The organism is Iodidimonas gelatinilytica, assembly GCF_008579125.1.
Lineage (GTDB): Bacteria > Pseudomonadota > Alphaproteobacteria > Sphingomonadales > Rhodothalassiaceae > Iodidimonas > Iodidimonas muriae.
Genome location: NZ_BKCL01000003.1, coordinates 91,459 through 111,303, shown reverse-complemented (window position 1 = coordinate 111,303; position 19,845 = coordinate 91,459). Strand labels below are relative to the sequence as shown.

The window sequence follows — 19,845 nt, the reverse complement described above, 5'->3', positions numbered from 1 at the left end:
TATGACGGTTAAAAGAATTCTGCTTGTTGATGATGATGATGATTTGCGCGGCGGTTTGGCGGAACAACTTTCCCTACACGAAGAGTTTGAGCCGACCGAAGCGGAAACCGCATCAAAGGGCATTGAAAAAGCCCGCGAGGTCAATCCCGATCTGATTATTCTGGATGTGGGATTGCCTGATATCGATGGCCGCGAGGCCTGCCGCATGATGCGCAAAGCGGGCATCAAGGTGCCCATTATCATGCTCACCGGCGCCGATACCGATGCCGATACCATTTTGGGGCTGGAATCCGGCGCCAATGACTATGTGACCAAACCCTTCCGCTTCGGGGTGCTTCTGGCCCGCATGCGCGCCCATCTGCGCCAGCATGAACAAAGCGAAGATGCGGTGTTCCAGATCGGCCCCTATGTGTTCAAGCCCGCTAACAAACTGTTGGTGCGCGAAGCCACCGGAGCCAAGCTGCGCCTGACGGAAAAAGAAACCTCGATCTTGAAATATCTCTATCGCGCCAGCGGCAAATCTGTCAGCCGCGAAGAGCTGTTGAACGAGGTGTGGGGCTATAATGCTGGGGTGACCACCCACACATTGGAAACCCATGTCTATCGCTTGCGACAAAAGATGGAAGACGATCCTTCAGACGCCCGGCTTTTAGTGACAGAACCCGGTGGCTATCGGCTGGTTTCCAAAAAAAGCGATTAAGCCAGAGCCATTCAATCGCAGCCAAAGAAAAAGGGGTGGGCTTTATTGCCTCCCCTTTTTTCTGGCCTTTTTCTTGGCCCTTTTTTGCTATCCGTCGCAGCCAATCAACCCACCGGCAGATCCAGATCCACAATCACCGGCGCATGGTCTGATGGTCGTTCCCAGCTTCGCGCATCATCAAAGACCTGCATGGCTTTCAGGCCGCCTTGCAAAACCGGGCTGACCCACACATGGTCCAGCCTGCGCCCGCGATTGGATTTCCGCCAATCTTTGGACCGATAAGACCACCAAGAATAAAGCGGTTCATCGGCGGATACGAAATGACGCATGACATCCACCCAATCATGGGCGGCGCGCATGGCCTCCATCCGCTCGGTTTCCGGCGGGGTATGGCTCACCACCTTCAACAATTGCCGGTGCGACCATACATCGCGCTCCAAAGGGGCCACATTCAGATCGCCCACCATGATGCTGGGTTCCGATAACTCTCGGGACCAGGCGATCATTTCATCGAGAAAATCCAATTTATGGGCAAAACGCGGATTGCTGTCTCGATCCGGCTCATCACCCCCCGCCGGCACATAAAAATTGTGCAACATCACCCCCCCGGGCAAACGGGCCGCCACATGCCGGGCATCGCCTTTTTCGCACCAATCGCGGGAGCTCACCTCCGTAAGGGGCAAGCGTGATACCGTTGCCACCCCATGATGATTGCGCTGCCCATGCACCGCCTGATGACGATATCCGCGCTCTTCAAACCAGGATCGGGGAAACAGATCCGTTTGCACCTTTATTTCTTGCAGGCACAAAACATCCGGACGGTGCTCCAAAAGAAACCGGTCCACCAGATCAAGGCGGGCCCGCACGGAATTGACATTCCATGTGACGATTCGGGCACGATCAGATGGACGCGATGACATAAAGCACATTCTCCGGTGTTACATATGGTTGAAAAGATGGTCTGCTAAAGCATAGCCGGACAAAAGCACCGCACGGCCCTCAAAAAATATTGAGCGTGCTGCCAATGATACCGACGGGCCAGCGCCCTTGTTCGAAAATCTGGAATTTGTGGGAAAATACATGCTCGCCCTCCCCGCCGGAGGCGATCACCAAAGCCGCCTGATGGCACATTTGCACCGCAGCGCCGGTGGCGGCCCGCACAAAGGCTTCATCATCGATCAGCAAAAAGCCGCGCACATCCTCGGCACCGCGATTGGCGGCATCGGCAGCCACCGCCGCCACATGGGTCAGGGCCACGTCCAAAGCATCTTCATCCACCTGCTGCAAGGCCTCATGCACCAAAGCCATGCGCAATTGTTCTTCCGCTTCCCATGCCGGGCTATTGAAATCGGCACTTTCCGCAGCACCGGCGGCATCTTCCCACAGGGCCAACACCGCTGGCTCGGCTTCAGGAAAGCCCAAAGCCGCGGCATAAAGCTGCCCATCAAGGCGCAAATCATCGCTTATGGGGTCCCCCACATGACGAAACCACGGGGTTTGCCCGATCAACCGGCAGAACCGACTTAAAGGCGCAAGGGTGGGATACTGTTCGAATATATCGTTCAGATCATCTGCAGACACGGGGGATCGTCCTGTGACGGGGAAACCAAAAACCACACAGCTTCTATCGCATAACGGGGTACGAGGTCGAGAAGAGCTTCAGTCGGGTCAAAAATCCCGCTTTAAAAATAGTTCTCGATCAAGGGGGAGCTTCGGCAGGGCCTGGAAACCTCACTTAAAAATGGCGCCCGGTCGAGGGGGGCTTCGACCGGGCGCAGCGCATATTTCAGCGCTTTACGGTAGCCAGACCGGAAAGTGGGGGGCACAACTCCGGGAGGGGAAGGCTACCGTAACTCCGTAAATAGGCGCACAGTGTGGCATTTCAAGGGCGAAATACTTCCTTCATCGCACCCTTTTGCGGCGTTGTGAGGGCAATTTGCGCGGGTCTTTGAAACGCCATAGGCTGGAATCGGCCAATACCGGATTAAGCTGCGGATTTTCAAGCCGAATTCGTGTCACAGCCCCTTGGCCATCCACCACTTCCCAGCCCCGCAAAAACAAAGATCCGTCCGCACGTTCTTCTATCAGCAGCGTCAGATTGCCGCGCTCGGCAGCTTCCTGATCCTCGACGGAAACCAGATACACCGCCTGTCCGCCCACATCCAGACGATTGACCATGGCATTAACGGACTGAAGATCAACGGTTTTCGCCACCAATAGTGCCAAAGGCGTGTCATTGATCGGCCAGCGGGTCACTTGCCCCACATCATAGTCGATAAAGCTCAAAACCTCGCCGTCGCTCACCAGCAACAAAGGGGTGCCGTCGGAATATTCAAAGCGCATACGACCCGGCCGATCAAGGCTGAGAACACCTCGGCTGATGGTGCCGTCATCGGCAATCTGCACAAACGTGGATTTCAGCGTATCGATACCGTTCAAGAATGTTTCGATTTTGTTGATCCGCGCCATCAGCCCAACGGAATCCACATGGCGCTCTTCCAAGGCCGGGGGAGCATCCGAATCCGCTTCTTTCTCTACGTCCTGAGCTGAAACACCGATGGCAGCAAACGACCCCAGAGAAAAGAAAAGCGCTTTTAAAAGATCCCGTGCCATTGATCATTCCTGATTCTGAAAAAATATCCCTGCCATGATCTGGCTGAATGTGGGCTGAACCATGGCAGTTTTAAAGGGAATTGGGATGAAAAAAGCACAAAGCACCGTGCAACATATGTGCATCATCTTTGGTTCTATCAGGCGTCTTCTTCCCGTTGCGGCACCAAAATCTCGCGCTTTCCCGCATGATTGGGGGCACTGATCACCGCCTGATCCTCCATTTCCTCGATCAGCGATGCCGCCCGGTTATACCCGATGCGCAAACGCCTCTGGATATAGCTGGTGGACACCCGCCGGTCGCGCAGCACCACATCCACCGCCTTATCATAAAGCGACGCATCCGCATTACCGTCTTCGCGGGATGGTCCGGGAATGAACGGACTATCAAACCCTTCTTCGGGTTCTTCCGTTACGTCCCCCACATAGGAGGGGGCAGCCTGTTTCTTCAGATGGGTAACAACCTTTTCCACCTCGCCATCGGAAACAAAGGCCCCATGGACGCGGGTAATGCGCCCGCCGCCGGCCATGAACAACATATCCCCTTGGCCCAAAAGTTGTTCGGCCCCCTGTTCGCCCAAAATGGTGCGGCTGTCGATTTTCGAGGTCACCTGAAAGGAAATGCGGGTGGGGAAATTGGCCTTGATGGTGCCGGTGATCACATCCACAGACGGACGTTGCGTGGCCATGATCAAATGCAAACCCGCGGCCCGCGCCATTTGCGCCAGCCTTTGCACCACCGCTTCCACATCCTTCCCCGCCACCAACATCAGATCGGCCATTTCGTCGATCACGATCACGATCATTGGCAAGGGTTTGAAATCGAACGCCTGTTCTTCATAAACCGGCTGGCCGGTTTCTTTATCGAATCCGGTCTGGACCTGACGCTTCAAAGGCTCGCCATTGGCCTCCGCCTCGGCCACCTGCTTGTTATAGGCCGCCAAATTGCGCACCCCGATTTTCGACATGGCGCGGTAACGCTCTTCCATTTCACGCACCGCCCATTTCAGGGCCACCACCGCCTTTTTCGGCTCGGTCACAACGGGGGTCAGCAAATGGGGAATATCGTCATAGATGCTCAGCTCAAGCATTTTTGGATCGATCATGATCAGCTTGCAGCGCTCTGGCGGCAGGCGGTACAGCAAAGACAGGATCATGGCATTCAAGCCAACCGACTTCCCTGACCCCGTGGTGCCCGCCACCAATAAATGCGGCATGCTGGCCAGATCGGCAATCACCGGCGCCCCGCCAATATCCTTGCCCAGGGTCAACGGCAATTTGGCCGTGGACGTGTCAAAGTTTTGCGAGGCCAGAATTTCGCGTAAAGGCACGGTTTCGCGCAGGCTGTTGGGCAATTCGATGCCGATAGCATTGCGCCCGGGGATCACCGCAACACGGGCGGAAATGGCGCTCATGGAGCGGGCAATATCATCGGCCAAGCCGATCACCCGCGCCGATTTCACACCGGGGGCGGGCTCCAGTTCATAAAGGGTAACCACAGGGCCGGGACGCACATGGACGATTTTGCCCTCGATGCCGAAATCTTCCAGCACCGTCACCAAAAGCCGGGCATTTTGCTCCAACGCATCTTCGCTCAGCCGCGACGATGGATCCATAGCCTTTGGCTTGTTCAGCAAATCCAATGGCGGCAGGCGAAAACCGTTCTGTTCGGGAAACAACGAGCCTTGGCGTTCTTTTTTGGCGCGACGACCTTCCTTTGTTGAAACACTGCCCGGTTCGATACGGTTTTTGGCGATACGCATACGTTCGGCATGGTCTTCTTTCGTTTTGCGCTTTTTCACCGGCTTCCGGGGCTTTGGCGTGAGATCATCCGCCGTGCCATCGGGGCGCAAGCGCATCACAACCGCCCAAAGCCCACGCCCTAGCATCCGCACAAACCGGCCAATGGCGCGGATGATCGCCATCCATTCCTCGCGTGCAATGCCAACCGCCGCCAACAACGCCGGCACACCCGCCAGCAATCCGATCATGCTGATCGCCCATCCCGGAATCACAAGGTCGATCGCCTCACGGATGCTGTTCATACCGCTCGACAACCGGTCACCCAAAAGGCCCCCATAGCCAAGACCGTCAAACGGCCAGCCAGCCCCCGCAGGAATTTGCGACACCGCCAGCGCAAAGCCCATGGCCGCAACGGGCAAGACCAGAAGATGTGTCCAGAACCAGGGCAATCCGCGCCGCGATCCAATCCGCCATGCCCAGCCAAACAGGGGAAACGCAATCACGATGCTGGCAAGTCCCAGCGTTTGCAACAACAGATCCGCCACCGCCGCACCGGGAAAGCCCAGCAGATTGTTCACCGCCATATTCGCGGATCGGTTCAAGGTGGGATCATTGGCATCAAAGCTGGCCAAAGCCACAAGAATACTCAGACCCAAAAAAGCAATAGCAAATCCAGACACATAAGACCCCGCCCGCCGGATCATGGCCATCGCCCCTGCCGGCAGCAAAGGGGGCCGTTTGGTCTTTGTTTGTCTTCGCGCCACGCGTCCCGCCCTCCGTGCTATTTTAACCCGTAGCCCATAAGATCTTTGCTCTTGCGGCCCGGATATCCGGAACAAAAGTAAAACAGCCTATCCGACTTGCCAACCGCTTTGGCAAGAAATCCCCATGCGCCCCCAAAGCATCAAACACGGATCCTGTTGAGAAAGCGTGACAGGCTCTATGGAGCAGCGCTAGATTGACCCCTTGGCAAGTTTAAACGGACGATTGATTATGGCGATGGATGGATCCTCCAGCAAAGCAGCACCCGATCTAAGGGTTGATGTGGCCATTGTCGGTGGGGGCATGGCGGGCCTTACGGCGGCATGCGGTTTGGCACAATATGGCCTTGAAATTGCGGTGATCGATACCGAAGCCCCGCAAGATCTGACAGCACAAACCTTTGATGGACGCTGTTCTGCCATTGCCTATGCCTCGGTGCAGATGCTCAAAAGCCTGAAAATCTGGCCACCGCTTGAGGATACTGCTCAACCGATCAAAGAAATCCGGGTGTCGGATGGCGAGTCCCGGCATTTCCTGCATTTCGATTTTGCCCAAATCGGCGATCAACCCCTTGGGGAAATGGTGGAAAACCGGCATTTGCGTCAGGCCCTGTTTTTTCGGGCCAGCCAATTAGGCAATCTGCATCTTCTGGCCCCGGCGCGGGTTGAAGCCGTGACACGCGATCAGGCGCACGCCCATCTGGTGTTAAAAGATGGGCGCACAGTTTCCGCCGCTTTGGCGATCGGGGCCGATGGGCGCAACAGCCGGATGCGGCAACAGGCGGCGATCCAGACGCCGCGCTGGCGGTATAATCAGGTGGGAATCGTTGCCACCGTTGCCCATGAACTGCCCCATTGCGCCATCGCCCATGAGCGCTTTTTGCCCGACGGGCCCTTTGCCATTCTGCCACTGACCGGCAACCGGTCGTCGCTGGTATGGACGGCGAGAGCCTCCTCCGAAAAGGCAATCATGGGACTATCCCCCCGCGCCTTTGAAGCAGAAGTACAACGGCGCATGGGCGACTTTTTAGGCAAGGCCACTGTCTGTGGCCCGCGGTGGAGCTATCCTTTGGGCCTGCATATGGCCGAACGCTATATAGACACCCGGCTGGCGCTGATCGGCGATGCAGCCCACGGTATTCATCCCATTGCCGGACAGGGCCTGAATATGGGCCTGCGCGACATTGCCGCCCTGATCGAAGTGCTTGTGGAAGCAGCACGGCGCGGCGAAGATATTGGCAGCCCCTTTGTTTTGGAGCGCTATCAACGCTGGCGGCGCACAGACAATGTGGTGCTGGCTTTGGTCACCGATACTTTGAACCGGCTGTTTTCCAATGACATTGCGCCCATTCGCCATGCCCGCGATCTGGGCCTGTCCGTTGTGAACCGCCTGCCGGTGCTAAAGCGCTTTTTCATGAGCCATGCCCGCGGGACGGTGGGCAAATTGCCACGTCTTTTGGAGGGCCATCCCCTATGAGCAATGCGGACCGGATTTTTGAGACAGAGCGGCTTGTTTTGGCGCCGCTCGTTCACAAAGATTTCGAAGCATTGGTGAAACTGGATGCGAACCGGGCGGTGATGAAACACATTACAGGCCGCCCCAGATCACGCGAAGAAACCATCGCAAATATCTATAAAAACTACATAAACACAGAGATTCCGCCGGGAATGGGGGCGTGGTCCATCACATGGCGCGACGGCGATGGACCCTTTCTTGGTCTGGTGATGCTCAAGCCTTTGGACGGCGGCCCCGAAATTGAAGTGGGCTACCGGCTGCACCCCGATCATTGGGGGGTCGGTCTGGCCACCGAGGCGGCGCGGCGCATTGTTTCTTATGGCTTTGACGATCTGAAACTTGAAACCATTGTGGGCGTTGCCATGACAGACAATGCGGCCTCGCAAAAGGTGCTTCAGAAATGCGGCCTGCGCCCGGCGGGGCATGTCTCGGCTTATGGGATTGATAGCCTCGCCTACTTTGCCCTGAACCGGGAAGACTATCGCGCCATAAACGCCAGAACCGGAGAATAAAGCGGCAAGCGCCTATAGGCGTGTGTGTTTAAGGATATTGCGCCGAAAGATCGACCGAGACCTCTTGTAGCGCCGCTATGGGATGGTAATCCTGATACAAAACATCGCTTTCATAATCGATATGGCCAAAAGGCCGCGCCCCCTTCACATGCAGGGTTTGGCGGTGCATCACGGGATAGCCGTCCTTGGTGCGTTTGAAACGGATCAAGCCTTCACCGCTTTCAATGCGGACCAGCCACATGGGTTTAAAGGCTTCGGCCACCATAAGCCGCACCTCGCGCACAAAAGGAACGCCGCTGGTCAGATCCACCACCGCTTCGCCGGAAATCTTATCGGAAATATCTTCCCCATGTAGAATGATCGAGCCTTTTCCCAAACGGTCGATCCGGTATGTCACATCGGTTTCCGTTTGTGCCAAACGCGTCACCGGGCCATCCAGATAATGCAGCACGCGTCCGTAGCTTTCCGGCGGATCACGGTCTTCATCATCTTCGTATTTACGTTGATATTTCTTGCTTGGCGGTTCGTGATTGCGTTCCAGCAATGTCCAGCGCTCGCCTTCGGGCAAACGGGGATCGAACACCGCTTTTCGCTGACGGGTTTTCCCGGAATTATCCAGAGTTTCTCTCGTCACCTTGTGGTGCAGAGGAGACACGACCGCGGCTTCGGCGCGCACCGCATCCAAAATGGGGTCCGCAAAAGCCCGAGAGGCACCCAAAGAGGCAAGTATTACCGCCAAAATCGCCAGAAAGGACTTTGCCCTCACCCTCCGCCTCCACAAAGACAACGCTGAACCATCGACCTCACCATAATGCAGGATGGATGAGCGCAGGCTGAACAGGACCACCGCAAAAAACAGCCCGCCTATCGGCCGGTATTTTCTACATCCGCCAGATAAGCCGCCCAGTTCAACGCCTGATTTACGCTCAGCTCATAAAGATAATCCCAACGATAAAGGCCGCTATCATGGCCATCGTCAAACACCAGCCGCACGGCATAATGCCCCACCGGCTCGATGCGGGTGATGGCCACCGAGGCTTTGCCAAGAACCGCCGGCGGCTTGGCACCACCATGGCCGCGCACCTCTGCACTGGGGGAAAAAACCCGCAAATATTGCGCGGGCAACTGGGCCGTCACCCCATCATCAAAGCACAGATCCAAACGACGTTCGGCGGTTTTCAGCACAATATCCACAGGACGTGGCATGGCATCATGTCCTATTCCTGCGCATCCAGACGACGCGCCTCATCCACCAGCATGATGGGAACACCATCCCGGATGGGAAAGGCCAATCCCGCATCATCGCTGATCAGCTCTTGATTGGCGCGATCATAGCGCAAGGTGGATTTGGTGAGGGGACATACCAGAATTTCCAGCAATTTCGGATCAATATCGTCTTTTTCCAAGGTCATGGTTCGGCTCGTTCTTTCGCATCAAGAAAGGATGCAATGGTTTCAATTTGGCACCGGCGGCTGTTGGTCGTCTTCGTCCAATAACGGGTCAGCCAACGCAAATTCCATCAAACTGATCATGGTTCTGGTCCGTGCGCGCAGACTTTTCGCTTCCAGCAGCGCCTGTTTTTCCGCCGGGGAGAATGGACAGATCATGGCCAGTGAATTGATCAACAATTCATCCGGCGCTTTTTCAATGGCCGACCATTCCGCACTTAGACCACGGCGATCCAGGAATTTGGTCAGGCGGTCGATCAGATCAGCCGTGCGATCCCGGCATCGGGCATTGGCGTCAGGCGATCCCCTTCATAGGGAGCATAATCCGCCTTCACCTGACGATATGGGGTCATGCTGGAAAGTTCTTCCACGATTTTAAAGCGCGTGACCCCTTTCAAGGTAATCAAGAAGCGGCCATCTTCGGTTTCCACAAAAGAACAGATACGGCCCGCACATCCAATGCCGTAGAGCGCCGGATCACCCTCTTGCCCTTCATCCACCGGCTGAACCATGCCGATCATCCGGTCGCCGCCCATCACATCGCGCACCATACGCAAATAGCGCGGCTCGAAAATATTCAGCGGCATCTCGCCGCGTGGCAACAGCAAAGCGCCCATAAGGGGAAAGACCGGCAAAACGCCGGGTAAACTCTCGTCCTTTGAGCGGCCGGAAAGTGCCACGCGGTCCTCCTTCAGGAAAACAAGATAGACGACAAACGACGACGCCAGCGCAAGGTGAAAGGATCGGCAGCCCCCGCCACATCAAACAACTTCAAAAGCTGCGTGCGCGCCGCATTGTCATTCCACTCACGATCGGCGCTGATAATGGCAATCAAATGTTCGGCGGCTTCTTCCAGCTGCGCACGGCCCGCCAGCGCCAAAGAAAGATCATAGCGCAGTGCATGATTCTCCGGCTCTTTGGCCAAACGGTCTTGCAATTCTGCCACATCGCCCGCATCGCGGCCAAGATCCATCAGATCCAGAGCGGCTCGCGCCTTGATGATATCAGGGTCCGATGCCGCCTCTTTGGCCACCGACTCAAGAAGGGCGCGGGCTTCTTCAATTTTACCAACGGCCAGATAGGTTTGCGCCAGACCGGCCAAAATACGCACATTGTCTGGCTCTGCATGGCTGGCACCACCAAAAATGCGCAAGGCCAGATTGGTGTCACCCGCAGCAAGAGCCGCAAAGCCCTGATCGAGAATGGCATTCATGTCCTTGCCTTCCTCGTCCGCGCCACCAGACAAGGTAATCAATTGATCGATAAAGCTGCGGATCTGGCTTTCCGGCAAGGCCCCTTGGAAGGCATCCACCGGCTGGCTTGATAAAAGGCATAGACCGTGGGCACCGATTGAATCTGAAGCTGGGCGGCAATCTGCTGGTTTTTATCGATATCCACTTTGATCAGGGCAATTTTACCCTTGGATTCGCGCACCAGTTTTTCCAGAACCGGCGTCAGTTGCTTGCATGGCTCGCACCATGTGGCCCAGAAATCCACCAGAACCGGCCGCGTTTTCGAGCCTTCCAGAACATCCTGAACAAAAGACCTGCTATCGGCATCCTTGATCAGGGCCTTGTCTTCCCCGGTATCGGATCCTTTTGCGGAAATGATATGTTCCATCCGTATCTGTCCTTTTTCAGCCTGCGGCACGCGATCAACTTTGAAAGGCGGTCTTAACATGTTTTTCGCGCCAAGCCAGCCGCCAAAGCCATGATCAAGTCAGCATAGCGCGGCAAAAAGGCGGCCATATCCCTTCCGGATAATATTTTTCTGGACATACAGGGCCAGTGCGCCTATATCGCCCTCCACGCTGTTTGGGCGGACGGACAAAAAAAGCCTGTTGCATCCTGCAACGCTTTAAGTATAGTCCCGCCAACCAGATGATGACAGACCTTCGGGTCATACCCAATATGCGGGCGTAGCTCAGGGGTAGAGCACAACCTTGCCAAGGTTGGGGTCGTGAGTTCGAATCTCATCGCCCGCTCCAGTTTCTGCCTGATCTCAGGCACCAAAGGCCGATCCATTGTGATCGGCCTTTTTGGTATGCCCGATAAACTCCCCGCCCTCTTTCCGCATCATGCTCCCCGCATAACAAGAAAAAGGGTGCATTGACTGCAGCGCGCTTGCGCGCACATAGCATAGACAGAGCGCGGAAATAGGGGCCATATAGCCTGATGGAAAACGAATCTGTGTTCAGTGTCGGCTGGGAAGAATGGGTGGCACTCCCCGCCCTTGGTATTCCCGCCATTCGCGCCAAGGTGGATACCGGCGCACAAACCTCGTCCCTGCACGCTTTTTCCGTTCATCCCTATGAGAAAAACGGCAAAAACCGGGTGCGTTTCGGCCTGCATCCCTTGCCAGAGCGTCCGGAAATCGAGCTTTATTGCGAAGCCGATCTGGTGGGACAGCGCGAGATTACATCATCCAATGGTGAAACCGAATTGCGCTTTATCATCCGCACGCTGGCGCGCATTGGCGACCATGAATGGCCCATAGAAATGTCGCTGACCAACCGCGAAACCATGTCGTACCGCATGTTGTTGGGCCGCCGCGCCCTGGAAGGCGGTCTTCTGGTGGATGTGACCCGGTCCTGTATCCAAGGCACGCCGGATCTTTCTGCCTATGATAGCCTTCCCCATGTGCACGCCGCCGAACGCCCTTTGAACATCGCCCTGCTCACCGGAACCCCAAAAAGCCCCACCGTGGACCGCCTGGTCGATGCCCTGGAAGCCCGCAGCCATGCCGCCCATATTCTGGATGTGAACCGCTGTTACATGTCCATTGACGGGGGGCAGCTTGATCTTTTTCTGAACGGAAAAGCCCTGCCGCGCTTTGATGCGGCCCTGCCCTATTTGGCTGCGAAAGACTTGACCTATGGCCTTGCCCTGTTGCGCCATCTTGAAACAATGGGTGTGCGCAGCCTGAATTCCAGCGTGGCTTTGGCGGCCGCATGGGATCGGCTGCACACCAGCCAACGTCTGGCCCGACGCGGTGTGCCGCAACCCTCCACCGGCGTTGCCAATGCACCCGATAGCAATACCCATTTGATCAAGCTGCTGGGCGGCGCTCCTTTGATGCTGAAAATTCTGGAAGGCAATGAAGACCGTGGATCTGTGGTGGCCGATACACGAAAAGCCGCCGATTCCGTCCTGAACGCCATGCATGGCTTACGCGCCCATGTTCTGGTGCAGGAGTATGTGACGGAAGCGGGTGGAGCCGCCCTGCGCTGCCTGATGGTGGGGCGCAAGCTGGTCGGCTGCGTAAGTGTACAGCCCCCCAAATCCACAAATGCAGGCCCAAGCGACTCTTTGGCCAAACGCGTGATGAAAAAAGCCCGCCCCACCATTGAAGAACGTCGCATTGCCGCAAAAGCCATGGCTGCCCTTAATCTGCAAGCGGCCATTGTGGATCTGGTGCGCTCGGAAAACGGGCCTTTGGTTGTCAATGTGGACCCTGCCGGAGCATTTGAAATATTTGAAGGCACCAGCGGTCTGGATGTCGCGGGAGCCATTGTCAGCCATTTGGAAAGCCGTGTGGGACGCGGCGCCGGATATAGCCGAAAAGACCGATAAAATCACAATCCGGTGCCTTCAGCCATGTGCGGCACCAACGGGTGTTGCACCTGTCTGTACAATATGGGAAGAGCGAGACAGGGGTAAGAGGCAAGAGTCCGGTCGGTGCCTTTACTCTTTTGCCCACGCCTTCGCTTAATTTTGAAGCAATCGGCGGTGGACAGTCCCACATGAAAGACCGGGGCCTGATAATCGGGAGCGATGACCGCTCCCTAACCGGTGAGAAAAAGCATGGAAGGTTCGTTGCAAAGTTCCGGCGCAAATCCGTTCGAGCATAAAGATGCCGTTATTTCCAGTGTTCTGGAGATTGCCAAAGAGCAGGCGTCAAAGGACGAGCGCGACGATATCTTGCGTTTTTTGGAGGTGTTTTACGCCCATGCGTCGCCCGACGATGTCATCGCCCAAACACCGCAAACCCTTTATGCCATTGCCCTGCATTTGTGGCGCATGGGGGCCAACCGCAAGCCCGGCACCCCCAAAATAGAGGTGATCAACCCGCGCTCCATGGATGATGGATGGGCCACACCGCATACCGCCATCGCCATTGTTAATGACGATATGCCCTTTCTTGTGGATTCCATCACCGGTGGATTGGCCGTTACCCACCATTATCATCTACATGCTGTCCACCATCCGATTTTGTTGATTGACCGGGATAAGGACGGCACCCGGCGCCATGTTCTCGGCGCTGTGGATTTTGAACGGGGTCACGAACATGGTAAGGGCCGCGAATCCTATATTTATGTCGAGATCGACGCCGAATCCGACCCCAAGGTTCTGGCATCGGTAAAAGCGCTGATTGAAACCATTCTTGCCGATGTGCGCATCAGCGTACAGGATTGGCGGGCCATGGTTGCCAAGATCGACGAAACTGTAGCGTCCCTTACCGTCAACCCACCGCCCATCAGCCCGGACGCGCAAGAAGAAACCATTCGCTTTTTACGCTGGTTGGGAACGGATCGCTTCACCTTTTTGGGATATCGGGAATATCGTTTTGAAGGCGGTGCTGAAGATGGCAGCTTCAAGCCTATCAACAGTTCCGGCCTTGGAATTTTGCGGGACCCCAAGCGCTATATCCTGCGCGGCACCAAAGGGTTAACGGCAATATCGGCGGAAATTCGCCACTTTTTAACCCAGCCCGATACCCCCTGATCATCACCAAGGCCAATGTAAAGGCCACGGTACACCGCCCCATTCATATGGATTATGTGGGCGTGAAAATTTATGATGAAAACGGAAAAGTTGTTGGCGAACGCCGTTTTACCGGCCTGTTCACCTCGCAGGCCTATGCGGAAAGCCTTATGAAACGCCGCTTTTACGGCGCAAGGTAGAAAATGCACAACGCCGGGCGCTGTTTGACAAGCGTAGCCATGCGGGAAAGGCCCTACGCCATATTCTGGAATCCTTCCCGCGCGATGAATTGTTCCAGATCAGCGAAGACCAGTTGTTGCGCACCAGCCTTGGGATTCTTCATCTAAGCGAACGGCCCCGCCCCCGCGCCTTTATCCGGCGCGACCAGTTTGAACGCTTTGTCTCGGCTTTGATTTATGTGCCGCGCGATGTGTATCATTCGGGCCTGCGCCAAGAGATCGAGAAAATCCTGTGCAATGCCTTCAATGGCGAAGTCTCGGTTTATTACGCCCAGCTTTCTGAAGATGTAATGGCCCGGTGGCATTTCATCATTCGCACCAAGCCCGGCCATGTTCCGCCCGCCGAGCAGACGAAAATCGACGAACAACTGGCCCGTGCCGTAAAAGGCTGGCCAGACCTGCTGCGTGAACAGCTGATCGAGCAGCATGGTGAAGCCCGCGGCATCCAGCTATACAAACAATATGGCCATATTTTCTCTTTGAGCTATCAAGAGGATTTCGAGCCGCGCCACGGTATTTTGGACATTGCCAAGCTTGATGCGCTGGCGGCCAATGGCGGCATCGGTTTTGATCTTTATCGCCACGATAGCGACCGCCCCGATGCCTTGCGCCTGAAAATGTATCACGGCACCGAAATCGTGCCACTAAGCCAGTGCCTGCCCATGCTGGAACATCTTGGGCTGAAAGTAATCAGCGAACACGCCTATGAATTGGAGCGCGAAACGGGCGGTTGTATCCATGATTTTTATCTGCTGCGCGCCCAAAACCAGACGCTAGAAATCAAGACCATCAAACCTTTGGTGGAGACCCTTCTGGTTCATGTCTGGACCCGGCAGGTGGAAGACGACAGCTATAACAGCCTGGTCATCGATTGCGGCCTAACCGGACGGGATGTGGTGGTTTTGCGGGCCTATGGGCGCTTTATCCGCCAATTGGGCCTGCCTTTTGGCCAAGTATATCTGGCCCGCTGTCTGCGCGATTATCCGGAAATCACCCACGCCCTGTTCGATTTGTTCACCGCCCGCTTCGACCCTGCCTTCAAAGGCAGCAAAGAGGATCGCGATGCCGCCATCAAAGCCATTGCCGACCGCTTTACCGAACAGCTGGACACAGTAAACGGTCTGGATGAAGACCGGATCTTGCGTACCTATTTCAACCTGATCCAATCCACAGTGCGCACCAATTTCTATCAAGCGCTCGATTGCGATGCGGATAGCGACGACAGCACCGGCCTGGCCATCAAGATCCGCTCCCGCGATGTGGAAGAAGCCCCTCTTCCCCGGCCATGGCGGGAAATCTTTGTCTATTCCCCCCGTGTGGAAGGCGTGCATCTACGCTGGGGGCCGGTGGCGCGCGGCGGCTTGCGCTGGTCGGACCGGCGACAGGATTTTCGCACGGAAGTGTTGGGATTGGTGAAAGCCCAACAAGTGAAAAATGCCGTGATCGTTCCGGTGGGAGCCAAAGGGGGCTTTGTCCCCAAAGCCCTGCCTTCGGGCGGCGACAGAGAGGCCGTTCTTCAAGAAGGGATTGCCTGTTATAAGCGCTTTATCTGCAGCCTGCTTTCAGTCACCGACAATCTGGTGGACGGCAAGGTGGTGCCCCCCGCCAATATGGTGCGTCACGATGAAGACGATCCTTATCTGGTGGTGGCCGCCGATAAAGGCACAGCAACCTTTTCCGATACGGCAAACGGGCTGGCAATCGGCCGGAATTTCTGGATGGGCGATGCCTTCGCCTCGGGCGGCAGCCATGGCTATGATCATAAGGCCATGGGCATCACTGCGCGCGGTGCCTGGGTTTCCGTTGAACGGCATTTCAGAGAAATGGGCAAAAACATTGCCACAGACCCGTTCACCGTGATCGGTGTGGGGGATATGTCCGGCGATGTGTTTGGCAATGCCATGTTGCTGTCCCGCGCCATTCGCTTGCAAGCGGCGTTCGACCACCGCCATATCTTTATCGACCCCGATCCCGATGCAGAAAGCAGCTTCAAAGAACGCCAACGGCTGTTTGCCCTGAAACGCTCGAGCTGGGAAGATTATGATACGACGCTCATCTCCAAAGGCGGCGGGGTCTGGCCGCGGACAGCAAAATCCATCCCGCTGACAAAAGAAGTTCAAGCCTTTCTCGGTATTGAAAAAAATGCCCTGACCCCGGCGCAGCTTATTCATCATATCCTGAAGGCCGAAGCGGACCTGTTATGGTTTGGCGGCATTGGAACCTATGTCAAATCATCGGAAGAAAGCCATTCCGAGGCGGGCGACCGCGCCAATGATGCCATCCGCATCAATGGCCGCGATTTAAAGGTGAAGGTGTTGGGCGAAGGGGCGAATTTGGGCATGACCCAACGGGCCCGCATTGAATTTGCCCAAAAAGGCGGCCGCTTGAACACCGATTTCATCGACAATTCCGCCGGCGTCGACTGTTCGGACAAAGAAGTAAATATCAAGATCCTGCTGGCCGATGCCATGCGCCGCGACCTTTTGGATCAAGACTCTCGCGACAATCTTTTGGCCGAAATGACAGATGCGGTGTCCGACATTGTGTTGCAAAACAATTATTTGCAAACACAGGCCATCAGCCATGCACAAGCCCGCGCGGCCAATGCACGGGAAAGCCATGCAGGCCTTATTCGCACCCTGGAACGCGAAGGAACGCTGAACCGCGATATCGAATATCTTCCCAGCGAAGAACAATTCTCGGAACTGGCCCTATCGCAAAGAGGCCTTACACGTCCCGAGCTTTCCGTGCTGATGGCCTATGCCAAACTCAGCCTGAAGGCCATTTTGATGAACAGCGACCTGCTGGATGATCCGTTCCTGACAGTGGAACTGGGGGCAAGCTTCCCCAGTGTCTTGCGCGATCGCTTTTCCTCGTCGCTGGAAACCCACAGATTGCGGCGCGAATTGATAGCCACAACCCTTGTCAATCAGGTGGTCAACCGCGCGGGGCTGACCTTCATCTATGAAGTGCGTGAAGAAACCGGCCTTGGGGTGGATCAGATTATCGGCGCCTTTCTTGTGGTGCGCGATATCTTCAATCTCAATGATCTGTGGCCGGAAATCGACAGTCTCGATCATCAAATGCCCGCCGCCATCCAAACCCTGATGTATCTGGAGCTTTCAGAACTGATCAAGCAACAAACCATCTGGTTTTTGCGCAATGAAGAATGGCCTTTTGACCTTCCGGGCTGATCGACATCTATGACGACGGGGTCGTCGCTTTGCTCGCCAATCCCGAAGCGGTTCTGTCGCCCTTGTCGCTGGAAGCCTTCAAAACCCGTGTCGGCATGTATGAAGAACAGGGCGCACCTGTTGGTTTGTCCCGGAAAATTGTGGCCCTTCAAATGCTTATGTTCTCATGCGATGTGCAGAAAATCGCCATCGCTCTGGACAGAAAAGTCGTGGATGTGGGCCGTGCTTATTCCGAAGTCGGGGAACGCATCGGTTTCGACTGGTTGCGCCAGGCCAGCGACACCCTTTCCACCGAAGATCATTGGGACCGGTTGGCCGCCCGTGCCGTGCTGGACGATCTGGCCGATCAACAGCGCGAACTGACCCAACATATTCTGGAAGAAAACCGGAAGGCAGACGGTCCGGAAGCCGTGATCAAATGGTTTGACGATCAGGAATTGACGCGGGCGCGGGCGGACCGCTTGCTATCCGATCTTAAATCCAGTGGCCCGCTTTCGGTGGCAAAACTAAGTTTTGCCGCCCGCCATCTGCGCTCGATTCTGTCACGCGCTGTTGGGATTTAAATTTAAAAATCAGCTGGTTAAGAAAAAGCGCTCATCCTCTATTACAAGGATGGGCGCTTTTTTTATCAACCGGAACGGACCCAAAATAACAGGTCTTATCCCTCCATCAATTTCTGACAAAGATCATCAAGCTGTTCCAATGTCAAATACCGGATAGACACCACGCCCCCTTCAGCGCCCCGATCATTGATATCCACGGCCAAGCCAAGGGCCTGTCCAAGATCGGCTTCCAATGCCCGCGTATCAGGGTCTTTCCGGCGTTTTTTAGCCTCGGCTTTTTCTGTCTCGGCCCCTGCCCCTGCTCCCCGTCCTTTGGCCACCAGCGCTTCTGTCTGGCGAACGCTTAGTCCGGCATCCAAAACACGCTGTGCCAATGTTTCCGGATCGGGGCTGCCAATCAAAGCGCGGGCATGCCCCATGCTCAACCGGCCATCATCAACCATGGCCCGCACCGTATCCGGCAGGCTTAAAAGCCGCAATAGATTGGCAATATGGCTCCGCGATTTGCCAACCGCTTTCGCCACATCCTCTTGCCGGTGCCCGAATTCTGCAATCAAACGCTGATAGCCGTCTGCTTCTTCAATGGGCGACAAATCCTGTCGCTGCACATTTTCTATGATGGCCACTTCCAAAGCGGCACGATCATCCAATTCCCGTATAAGAACCGGAACCTCATGCAAGCCGGCTTTTTGCGATGCTCGCCAGCGCCGCTCCCCGGCCATAATTTCATAACGTTGTTCGCCATCGGCGGATTGAGAGGCCGGACGCACAAGAATAGGCTGCAACACACCTTTTTCAGCAATTGAAGCAGACAAGGTTTCAAGATCTTCAGCGACAAAATTACGGCGCGGCTGAAACGGGTTCGCTTTTAAGAAATGGATCGGCACAAGGCGCGTATCACGGTTGGATGGTGCCTGTGATTCACTGATATCCTCAACGGGATAATCGTCCATCAAGGCCGATAATCCACGCCCCAATCCCCGTTGCTGGCCCCGAGAGCGGCCGGGTTTTTCCGGTGCCTGATCGCTCATGCCGCTTTTGCCTTTCTTTCCCGCTTCAAAATCTCACTGGCCAAGCGCATATAGGCTTGGCTGCCTGAACAGCGATGATCGTATAAAAGAGCCGGTTTTCCGTGGCTTGGTGCTTCCGAAACCCGCACATTGCGCGGAATCACCGTTTTGAACACCACATCGCCCAAATAACCGCGCACATCTTTCGCCACCTGATCGCTAAGCCGATTGCGTTTGTCAAACATGGTCAGCACCACCCCGGAAATGGCCAAAGACGCATTATAGGTGGATTTCACACGCTCAATGGTCCGCAACAAAAGCGATAGACCTTCAAGAGCAAAAAATTCGCATTGCAAAGGGACCAGAACCGATTGCGCTAATGTCAGGGCATTCAATGTCAGCAAAGACAAAGAGGGCGGGCAATCAATCAGCACATAATCGAAATTCCCCAAAGAGGGATCGAATTCCAAGGTATCGCGCAGACGATACGCACGCCGCGACATGGTCACCAATTCCGTATCGGCCCCCGACAAATCAATGGTGGACGGAATAATATAAAGCCCTGGCACCGCTGTGGGTGCCAGCACCGCGGCAATATCCGCCTCGCCGGTGATCAGTTCATAAGAGGATAATTTGCGCTTGGACCGATCGATGCCAAAGCCGGTAGAGGCGTTGCCTTGCGGGTCCAGATCGATGATCAGAACTTTTTTCCCGATCGCCGCAAGCGCCGTGGCCAAATTGATGGCTGTGGTGGTTTTCCCCACACCGCCCTTTTGATTGGCAACCGCAATGATATTGGGCTGGTGCCCATCCAGATTTTGCGAAGATCCATTGTCTTGGAGAGAA

At 55.6% G+C, this 19,845-nt stretch carries 18 protein-coding genes, 1 tRNA gene and 1 pseudogene; 8 read left to right on the top strand and 12 right to left on the bottom strand.

Annotated elements, in window-relative coordinates; genetic code table 11:
* Position 1 precedes the first annotated feature (1 nt).
* A complete protein-coding gene (locus tag JCM17844_RS05290; protein ID WP_149999995.1) occupies positions 2 to 700 on the top strand; it encodes a response regulator transcription factor in 699 nt (232 codons plus the stop codon).
* A gap of 104 nt (positions 701 to 804) precedes the next feature.
* Here JCM17844_RS05290 and JCM17844_RS05285 read toward each other — a convergent pair whose 3' ends face one another.
* The 4 genes from JCM17844_RS05285 to JCM17844_RS05270 form a co-directional block, all read right to left on the bottom strand.
* The gene (locus JCM17844_RS05285; RefSeq protein WP_149999994.1) at positions 805 to 1,620 is read right to left on the bottom strand and encodes an exodeoxyribonuclease III; all 816 of its coding nucleotides are present in this window, start codon (positions 1,618 to 1,620) and stop codon (positions 805 to 807) included.
* 79 nt (positions 1,621 to 1,699) lie between these two features.
* The gene (locus tag JCM17844_RS05280; RefSeq protein WP_149999993.1) at positions 1,700 to 2,281 is read right to left on the bottom strand and encodes a hypothetical protein; all 582 of its coding nucleotides are present in this window, start codon (positions 2,279 to 2,281) and stop codon (positions 1,700 to 1,702) included.
* Positions 2,282 to 2,602: 321 nt separating this feature from the next.
* Positions 2,603 to 3,313: a LolA family protein gene (locus JCM17844_RS05275; RefSeq protein WP_149999992.1), complete on the bottom strand. Its 711-nt coding sequence runs from the start codon at positions 3,311 to 3,313 to the stop codon at positions 2,603 to 2,605.
* 137 nt (positions 3,314 to 3,450) lie between these two features.
* Positions 3,451 to 5,757 (bottom strand): FtsK/SpoIIIE family DNA translocase, encoded by a 2,307-nt coding sequence (locus tag JCM17844_RS05270; RefSeq protein ID WP_210431417.1) that lies wholly within the window; start codon positions 5,755 to 5,757, stop codon positions 3,451 to 3,453.
* A 289-nt stretch (positions 5,758 to 6,046) separates the two neighbouring features.
* Here JCM17844_RS05270 and ubiH point away from each other — a divergent pair, with 289 nt between their 5' ends.
* Together ubiH and JCM17844_RS05260 are read left to right on the top strand one after the other, a co-directional pair.
* Positions 6,047 to 7,291 carry a 2-octaprenyl-6-methoxyphenyl hydroxylase gene (gene ubiH / locus JCM17844_RS05265; protein ID WP_210431416.1) on the top strand — a complete coding sequence of 415 codons (1,245 nt, stop codon included), beginning with the start codon at positions 6,047 to 6,049 and terminating at the stop codon, positions 7,289 to 7,291.
* Entirely contained in the window at positions 7,288 to 7,842 is a 555-nt protein-coding gene (locus tag JCM17844_RS05260; RefSeq protein ID WP_149999991.1) for a GNAT family N-acetyltransferase, read from the top strand. The genes ubiH and JCM17844_RS05260 overlap by 4 nt, the downstream gene beginning before the upstream one ends.
* Before the next feature lie 28 nt (positions 7,843 to 7,870).
* Here the strand turns inward: JCM17844_RS05260 and JCM17844_RS05255 are convergent, their stop codons facing one another.
* The 6 genes and pseudogenes from JCM17844_RS05255 to JCM17844_RS05230 form a co-directional block, all read right to left on the bottom strand.
* Complete coding sequence (locus JCM17844_RS05255) at positions 7,871 to 8,608, bottom strand: hypothetical protein (protein WP_149999990.1); 738 nt, start codon at positions 8,606 to 8,608, stop codon at positions 7,871 to 7,873.
* 98 nt (positions 8,609 to 8,706) lie between these two features.
* A complete protein-coding gene (locus JCM17844_RS05250) occupies positions 8,707 to 9,048 on the bottom strand; it encodes a gamma-butyrobetaine hydroxylase family protein (RefSeq protein WP_149999989.1) in 342 nt (113 codons plus the stop codon).
* An 11-nt stretch (positions 9,049 to 9,059) separates the two neighbouring features.
* On the bottom strand, positions 9,060 to 9,254 hold the full coding sequence (locus JCM17844_RS05245) for a Trm112 family protein (RefSeq protein ID WP_149999988.1): 195 nt from the start codon (positions 9,252 to 9,254) through the stop codon (positions 9,060 to 9,062).
* Between the two features lie 42 nt (positions 9,255 to 9,296).
* A pseudogene (locus JCM17844_RS17165) lies at positions 9,297 to 9,907 on the bottom strand (LON peptidase substrate-binding domain-containing protein).
* A 74-nt stretch (positions 9,908 to 9,981) separates the two neighbouring features.
* Positions 9,982 to 10,602 carry a tetratricopeptide repeat protein gene (locus tag JCM17844_RS05235; protein WP_149999987.1) on the bottom strand — a complete coding sequence of 207 codons (621 nt, stop codon included), beginning with the start codon at positions 10,600 to 10,602 and terminating at the stop codon, positions 9,982 to 9,984.
* Positions 10,542 to 10,910 (bottom strand): thioredoxin family protein, encoded by a 369-nt coding sequence (locus JCM17844_RS05230; protein ID WP_210431413.1) that lies wholly within the window; start codon positions 10,908 to 10,910, stop codon positions 10,542 to 10,544. The genes JCM17844_RS05235 and JCM17844_RS05230 overlap by 61 nt, the downstream gene beginning before the upstream one ends.
* Before the next feature lie 292 nt (positions 10,911 to 11,202).
* Here JCM17844_RS05230 and JCM17844_RS05225 point away from each other — a divergent pair.
* From JCM17844_RS05225 to JCM17844_RS16430, 5 genes are all read left to right on the top strand, one after another.
* A tRNA-Gly gene (locus JCM17844_RS05225) sits at positions 11,203 to 11,277 on the top strand.
* A 187-nt stretch (positions 11,278 to 11,464) separates the two neighbouring features.
* Positions 11,465 to 12,862 carry a RimK family alpha-L-glutamate ligase gene (locus JCM17844_RS05220; protein ID WP_149999985.1) on the top strand — a complete coding sequence of 466 codons (1,398 nt, stop codon included), beginning with the start codon at positions 11,465 to 11,467 and terminating at the stop codon, positions 12,860 to 12,862.
* 231 nt (positions 12,863 to 13,093) lie between these two features.
* On the top strand, positions 13,094 to 14,014 hold the full coding sequence (locus tag JCM17844_RS05215; RefSeq protein WP_149999984.1) for an NAD-glutamate dehydrogenase domain-containing protein: 921 nt from the start codon (positions 13,094 to 13,096) through the stop codon (positions 14,012 to 14,014).
* A 199-nt stretch (positions 14,015 to 14,213) separates the two neighbouring features.
* On the top strand, positions 14,214 to 17,426 hold the full coding sequence (locus JCM17844_RS05205) for an NAD-glutamate dehydrogenase (RefSeq protein WP_268885082.1): 3,213 nt from the start codon (positions 14,214 to 14,216) through the stop codon (positions 17,424 to 17,426).
* The gene (locus JCM17844_RS16430; RefSeq protein ID WP_149999981.1) at positions 17,423 to 17,989 is read left to right on the top strand and encodes an NAD-glutamate dehydrogenase domain-containing protein; all 567 of its coding nucleotides are present in this window, start codon (positions 17,423 to 17,425) and stop codon (positions 17,987 to 17,989) included. The genes JCM17844_RS05205 and JCM17844_RS16430 overlap by 4 nt, the downstream gene beginning before the upstream one ends.
* Positions 17,990 to 18,084: 95 nt before the next feature.
* On the opposite strand, the gene JCM17844_RS05195 is transcribed toward JCM17844_RS16430, so the two are convergent.
* Positions 18,085 to 19,020 carry a ParB/RepB/Spo0J family partition protein gene (locus JCM17844_RS05195; RefSeq protein ID WP_149999980.1) on the bottom strand — a complete coding sequence of 312 codons (936 nt, stop codon included), beginning with the start codon at positions 19,018 to 19,020 and terminating at the stop codon, positions 18,085 to 18,087.
* Positions 19,017 to 19,814 (bottom strand): ParA family protein, encoded by a 798-nt coding sequence (locus JCM17844_RS05190; protein ID WP_150000177.1) that lies wholly within the window; start codon positions 19,812 to 19,814, stop codon positions 19,017 to 19,019. The genes JCM17844_RS05195 and JCM17844_RS05190 overlap by 4 nt, the downstream gene beginning before the upstream one ends.
* Between the last annotated feature and the right edge of the window lie 31 nt (positions 19,815 to 19,845).

What these genes read in the sequence shown, in the direction of transcription:
- JCM17844_RS05195 (WP_149999980.1), bottom strand. Translation starts at nt 19,020, where the DNA reads ATGAGCGATCAGGCACCGGAAAAACCCGGCCGCTCTCGGGGCCAGCAA.
- JCM17844_RS05220 (WP_149999985.1), top strand. Translation starts at nt 11,465, where the DNA reads ATGGAAAACGAATCTGTGTTCAGTGTCGGCTGGGAAGAATGGGTGGCA.
- ubiH (WP_210431416.1), top strand. Translation starts at nt 6,047, where the DNA reads ATGGCGATGGATGGATCCTCCAGCAAAGCAGCACCCGATCTAAGGGTT.
- JCM17844_RS05245 (WP_149999988.1), bottom strand. Translation starts at nt 9,254, where the DNA reads ATGACCTTGGAAAAAGACGATATTGATCCGAAATTGCTGGAAATTCTG.
- JCM17844_RS05250 (WP_149999989.1), bottom strand. Translation starts at nt 9,048, where the DNA reads ATGCCACGTCCTGTGGATATTGTGCTGAAAACCGCCGAACGTCGTTTG.
- JCM17844_RS05285 (WP_149999994.1), bottom strand. Translation starts at nt 1,620, where the DNA reads ATGTCATCGCGTCCATCTGATCGTGCCCGAATCGTCACATGGAATGTC.
- JCM17844_RS05290 (WP_149999995.1), top strand. Translation starts at nt 2, where the DNA reads ATGACGGTTAAAAGAATTCTGCTTGTTGATGATGATGATGATTTGCGC.
- JCM17844_RS05275 (WP_149999992.1), bottom strand. Translation starts at nt 3,313, where the DNA reads ATGGCACGGGATCTTTTAAAAGCGCTTTTCTTTTCTCTGGGGTCGTTT.
- JCM17844_RS05215 (WP_149999984.1), top strand. Translation starts at nt 13,094, where the DNA reads ATGGAAGGTTCGTTGCAAAGTTCCGGCGCAAATCCGTTCGAGCATAAA.
- JCM17844_RS05260 (WP_149999991.1), top strand. Translation starts at nt 7,288, where the DNA reads ATGAGCAATGCGGACCGGATTTTTGAGACAGAGCGGCTTGTTTTGGCG.
- JCM17844_RS05270 (WP_210431417.1), bottom strand. Translation starts at nt 5,757, where the DNA reads ATGATCCGGCGGGCGGGGTCTTATGTGTCTGGATTTGCTATTGCTTTT.
- JCM17844_RS05230 (WP_210431413.1), bottom strand. Translation starts at nt 10,910, where the DNA reads ATGGAACATATCATTTCCGCAAAAGGATCCGATACCGGGGAAGACAAG.